Annotated in this window: 6 protein-coding genes and 1 other RNA gene; all 7 read right to left on the reverse strand. The window is 68.5% G+C overall.

Annotated features, from left to right (window positions below; all coding sequences use genetic code 11):
• A partial coding sequence (locus tag ACOADB_RS28120; protein ID WP_378606962.1) for a serine/threonine-protein kinase occupies nt 1-775 on the reverse strand: 775 nt, incomplete at its 3' end.
• A 30-nt stretch (nt 776-805) separates the two neighbouring features.
• Nucleotides 806-967, reverse strand: coding sequence for a GPGG-motif small membrane protein (locus ACOADB_RS28125; RefSeq protein ID WP_378606965.1), 162 nt, complete (start codon nt 965-967; stop codon nt 806-808).
• Between the two features lie 160 nt (nt 968-1,127).
• Nucleotides 1,128-1,497, reverse strand: a transfer-messenger RNA (tmRNA) gene (gene ssrA / locus ACOADB_RS28130).
• Nucleotides 1,498-1,593: 96 nt separating this feature from the next.
• A complete protein-coding gene (locus ACOADB_RS28135; protein ID WP_378606968.1) occupies nt 1,594-2,427 on the reverse strand; it encodes a S1 family peptidase in 834 nt (277 codons plus the stop codon).
• A gap of 72 nt (nt 2,428-2,499) precedes the next feature.
• A complete protein-coding gene (locus tag ACOADB_RS28140; protein ID WP_378606971.1) occupies nt 2,500-3,339 on the reverse strand; it encodes an amidohydrolase family protein in 840 nt (279 codons plus the stop codon).
• A gap of 85 nt (nt 3,340-3,424) precedes the next feature.
• A complete protein-coding gene (smpB, locus tag ACOADB_RS28145) occupies nt 3,425-3,925 on the reverse strand; it encodes an SsrA-binding protein SmpB (RefSeq protein WP_182379852.1) in 501 nt (166 codons plus the stop codon).
• A gap of 56 nt (nt 3,926-3,981) precedes the next feature.
• Nucleotides 3,982-4,722, reverse strand: a 741-nt coding sequence (locus tag ACOADB_RS28150; RefSeq protein WP_378606975.1) for a M23 family metallopeptidase, incomplete at its 5' end; no start/stop codon positions are given.

Consider the following 4,722-nt stretch of genomic DNA (forward strand, 5'->3'; position numbering starts at 1 on the left):
GAGCGGCCGAGGGCCGCTCCTCCGGGTCGAGCGCCGTCATGGCCACCAGGACGTCGCGGAGGTCACTCGGCAGCGAGACCGGCAGGGCGGGTGATGCACCGAGGCGGGACAGCGCTGCCTCGACCGGGGGTCCGGGGTAGGCACGAAGGCCGGTGTAGCACTCCAGCAGCACCAGTCCGAGCGCGTAGATGTCGACGGCCGGAGTCGGCGGAACTCCCCTGACCTGCTCCGGGGCGAGATAGGCCGGCGACCCGATGACCATGCCGGCGGCGGTGTGGTGCGACGCGTCGTCCAGGAGACGGGCGATGCCGAAGTCGGTGAGGATCGCCGTTTCGTCAGACGTCAGCAGGATGTTGTCGGGCTTGACGTCGCGGTGCACGATGCCGCGCTGGTGAGCGGCGTCCAGCCCGCGGGCGAGCTGGACGCCGAGCGCCCGCATCGTGGCCTCGTCCATCGGTCCGGCCTCCCGCAGTCGCTGGGCGAGGCTGGGGCCATCGACGAGCTCCATGACCAGATAGGCCGGCGACGAGCCGGGCGGCGACACGTCAAGGATGGTGATGACGTGGGGGTCACTGATGGCGGCCAGAGTCCGCGCTTCCGACCGGAAGCGCGCCTCGGCGCTGGTGTCGCCGTCCCGCGGACGCAGGAGCTTGACGGCCACCTCGCGCCCCAGCAGGAGATCGGTCGCGCGATGCACGGCGGCCATGCCGCCGGTCCCGAGCAGGTCACCCAACTGGTAGCGGCCGGCAAGTGCAGGCCCTGAACCCACGGACATGGCGGTAGCCCCGTTACGGCCGCAGCCGGATCAGGTTGCGCGACCGCGTGAGTTGAAGATCGAGACGCCACCGGGGCCCACGAGAAGTCCCACGACGATCAGCACGACCCCCAGGAGCACGCTGCCCTGGATGAGGGTGACGATCCCGACGATGACCAGGACCACTGCAGCGATCCACAAGAGCATGCCCATGACGACTTCCTTCTCTCGAGCCCCGCCGTTGCCGGGGACACCGCCGGCAGTACCCACGGCAAGGAAATCCATCCGCTCCGTAGTCGCGCGGGGGGCAGGTCGTTGCCTCAACGACAACAAGGCCCGCGCTGGGCGCGGGCCTTGTCTGCCTCAAAGAGGGCTGTGGAGCTGCGGGGAATCGAACCCCGGTCCTCGAGCGTCGAGCCAGGTCTTCTCCGGGTGCAGTCTGTGCTGGCGTATTCTCGGTCCCGGCGCTCGCACAGACACGTCGCCGACAGACCCAGTCCGGTTTGAGTCCCGCGTCACCCTCCGGACTGGAGTGACGCAGCAAGTCTTCTAGATGACGTCTGGGTCCGGGACGAAGACGGGTGCCCGGTCAGACGCTTCGATCACTGCTCAGGCAGCGAGAGCGAAGGAACTGCGGTTTGAGTTGGCAGTTATAGGTTTCCAGCGATCGTTTACGAGATGACGCTGGCTTCTCGACCCGCTTCCCCTGGAACAAACGTCCCAAGTCGAAACCGATCAGCCCCTCTTGAGTTGTACTACACCGCCAGTCTAGCCCGCGGGCATGACGCGGGCCCACCGGATATGACCGGTGGGCCCGCCCCCGTGGGAGCAACCGGGCTCTAGATGCCGAACTGGGCCAGCCAGTCGGCAACGACCGGGATGTCGACGCGCTGGTAGCCGTCGATGTAGCGGCAGTTGGCCGTGTAGCCGTACGACGTCACGCCGACGACCTTGCCGTTGAGCCACAACGAACCACCGGAGTCACCGAAGCAGGTGCCGCCGGTGCCGAAGATGTCCTTCTCGTTGCCGTTGGTCTGGATGATCTGCGGCGTGATCTTCTGGCCCGGCATCTCGACGTAACGACGGATGAGCGGGTAGCTCTGCGGCGTCGGCTTCTGCGGGCCCGTCGGTGCCTGGCGGACCTCCGTGCCGTAGCCGACCGCAGTGAACAGCGTCTTGCGCGGCTGCTTGACCGCATCCGCGGCGCCGAGGCCGGCGAGCGGGGCCGGCGCGATGTCGGTGACCGGCTCGTCGAGCACGATGACGCCCACGTCGTTCCAGTTGTCCATGTCGGTGAAGTCGCTGTAGTCCGGGTGCGTGTTCGCCGTACCGGAGAGGTAACCGGCGGCGGCGAGCTCCTCCGGCGTGTAACCGGCGGCGGTGTCAGCGGCGACCGGGAGCGGCGACGGCGGGGCCTCGGCGATGACGCTGTCGAAGGTGACCAGCGTGCTGCCGACGGTGCCGTCGGTGCAGTGGGCGGCCGTGAGGAGGACGGTCGGGCTGATCAGTGTGGCCGAGCAGCGGAACCGGCCGGTTCCGTCGTAGAACGCGATCATGGCGACATTGGGGTGGAGCTCGCCGTCAGCGGTGCCGCCGGTACTGGCGGTCGCGGGAGCGAGGAAACCGAGGCCGACAATGGTGGCGGCGGCCAGGGTCAGAAGACGTGCACGCATGGTTCTCCTCCGAGCGGGGTCAGGAGGAGACAGTCCAGCACCCACAACCCTCCCGAGGGAAGAGGGCGAAGGTCAAGATTCTTCGGCAGTTCGACCCAACAACCGCAAGGCGTTGTGCCAACACACGTCCCGGAGCCAGTCGTCACCCAGCCCGAGATCGGCCAGCCAGTCGAGCTGCCGGGCGTAGGGGAACGGCAGGGTCGGGAAGTCCGAGCCCCACACCACCCGCTCCTGGAGGTCGCGCAGTCGCGGCACGAGGGCCGACGGGAACCGGCCGTCGTGCGGACCTTCGGCGAAGAACTCGGTGAAGGCCATCGACGTGTCGAGGTGGACGCCGTCGTACTCCTCGGCGAGGGCCAGGAAGTCCGAGCACTCCGGCGAACCCATGTGCGCGATGACCAGGCGCAGTCGCGGGAATCGGGCCAGCACGCGGGCCGTCGAGGCCGGACCCGTGTACGACGTCCCGACCGGCCCGGAGCCGGCGTGCACCATCACCGGGGTACCGGCATCGGCCAGTGTCGCCCAGACGGGATCGAGCAACGGGTCGTCGAGGTGGAAGGAGCCGACCTGCAGGTGCAGCTTGAAGATCTCCACCCCGTCGGCGACCAGCGCCGGCACGTAGTCGGCCGCTTCGGGCTCGGGATAGAAGGTCGCCGACCGCAGTGCTTCGGGCACCTCGGCCGCGAAGTCTCGGGACCAGTCGTTGAGGAAGCCCGCGATGCCGGGCTTGTGGGCGTACGGGAGCGTCGAGAAGCCGCGAACGCCTGACTCCTGCAGGAACGCGACCCGTTCGGCCGCCGTACCCCGGTAGCGGATCGGCCACTCGCGCCCGATCAGCTCGCCGCCCTCGTCGAACACCCGCCACACCGCACGCTCGATGGAGGGCGGCAGGAAGTGGACGTGGAGGTCCATCAGCCCGGGCAGGCCAAGACGCTCCCAGAACCGCCGTACCGCGGAGGTTTCGAGGCTCGCTGGCGCTCGCACCTCAACCACCGGTTCAGTCACGCATGCCCTTGGCGCGGCGTCCGATCTCGGCGACCTTCTCGCGGTCGGCCTCGCGCTCGGCGATCGCCTGGCGCTTGTCCCACGACTTCTTGCCCTTGGCGAGGCCGATCTCGACCTTGGCCCGGCCCTTGACGAAGTAGATGGACAGCGGGATCACCGTCTGGCCCTTCTCACTGACCTTGCGCTCGATCTTGTCGATCTCGATCCGGTTCAGGAGGAGCTTGCGCTTGCGCTTCGCGGCGTGATTGGTCCACGTGCCCTGGGCGTACTCGGGGATGTGCACGTTGTGCAGCCAGGCCTCGCCACCGTCGATGTCGACGAAGCCGTCCACCAGGCTGGCCCGCCCGAGTCGCAGCGACTTCACCTCGGTGCCGACCAGCACCAGCCCGGCCTCGAAGGTGGACTCGATGTGGTAGTCGTGGCGCGCCTTCTTGTTGGACGCGACGATCTTGTGATCGACAGCGCCTTCCTTCTTCGCACCCTGCTTGGCCATGGGTTGATTCTCTCAGGAGCGTGCAACGGAGTTTGAGGCCGGGCGGCGCCCGAAGGTCACAGGTAGCGTGCGGGGTCCACGGTCTCGCCGTTGCGGAGCACCGTGAAGTGCAGGTGGCAGCCGGTCGACCAGCCGGTGGAGCCGGAGTAGCCGACGACCTGGCCACGACGGACCTTCGCGCCCTTGCCGACGGAATAGCTGCTCATGTGGTTGTAGATCAACGTCATGGCGGCACCGTTGACGCGGCCGATGGCGACGTACAGACGGTTCCCGTAGACCTCGTCGTAGTAGCGGTTGATCACCGTGCCGGACTCCCCCGCGACGAGCGGCGCGCCGCACCCGGTGCCGAAGTCGATGCCGTTGTGCAGGCCGTAGTACCCGTAGATCGGGTGGATCCGGTACCCGTAGGGCGAGGTCACCGGTCCCGGTCCCGGCTTCGCGAGGAAGCCGCCGGTGTCGCCGTTGTAGCTGCCGCCCTGCTGGCGGGACAGCCGGATGATCTCCGCCTTGATCCGCGCCTCGCGCTTCTGCAGGCGGGCCAGCGCGGCCCGGTCCGCGGCCCGGGCCCGGACCACGGCCAGGCGCGCACCATTGGTCTTGACGACCAGGGCGCGGACCTGCAACGCCGTGGTCGCGGCTTGGTCGACCAGCACCGCGATGGTGGCGACGTTCTCGTCGGCCGACTTCTTGGCGCGGGCGACGTCGTTGCGCGCCGCGGCCACCTCGATCTTGCGCTGCTCCATGGCGGCCTCGGCCGCCTCGAGGGCGACCAGCGCCTGGTTCTGTCGACCGGTGAC

This window comes from Nocardioides sp. CPCC 206348, from assembly GCF_048654705.1.
Taxonomy (GTDB): domain Bacteria; phylum Actinomycetota; class Actinomycetes; order Propionibacteriales; family Nocardioidaceae; genus Nocardioides.

Excerpts from the sequence above, each read along its gene's own strand:
- ACOADB_RS28125 (WP_378606965.1), bottom strand. The coding sequence starts at position 967 with ATGGGCATGCTCTTGTGGATCGCTGCAGTGGTCCTGGTCATCGTCGGG.
- ACOADB_RS28135 (WP_378606968.1), bottom strand. The coding sequence starts at position 2,427 with ATGCGTGCACGTCTTCTGACCCTGGCCGCCGCCACCATTGTCGGCCTC.
- ACOADB_RS28140 (WP_378606971.1), bottom strand. The coding sequence starts at position 3,339 with ATGGACCTCCACGTCCACTTCCTGCCGCCCTCCATCGAGCGTGCGGTG.
- smpB (WP_182379852.1), bottom strand. The coding sequence starts at position 3,925 with ATGGCCAAGCAGGGTGCGAAGAAGGAAGGCGCTGTCGATCACAAGATC.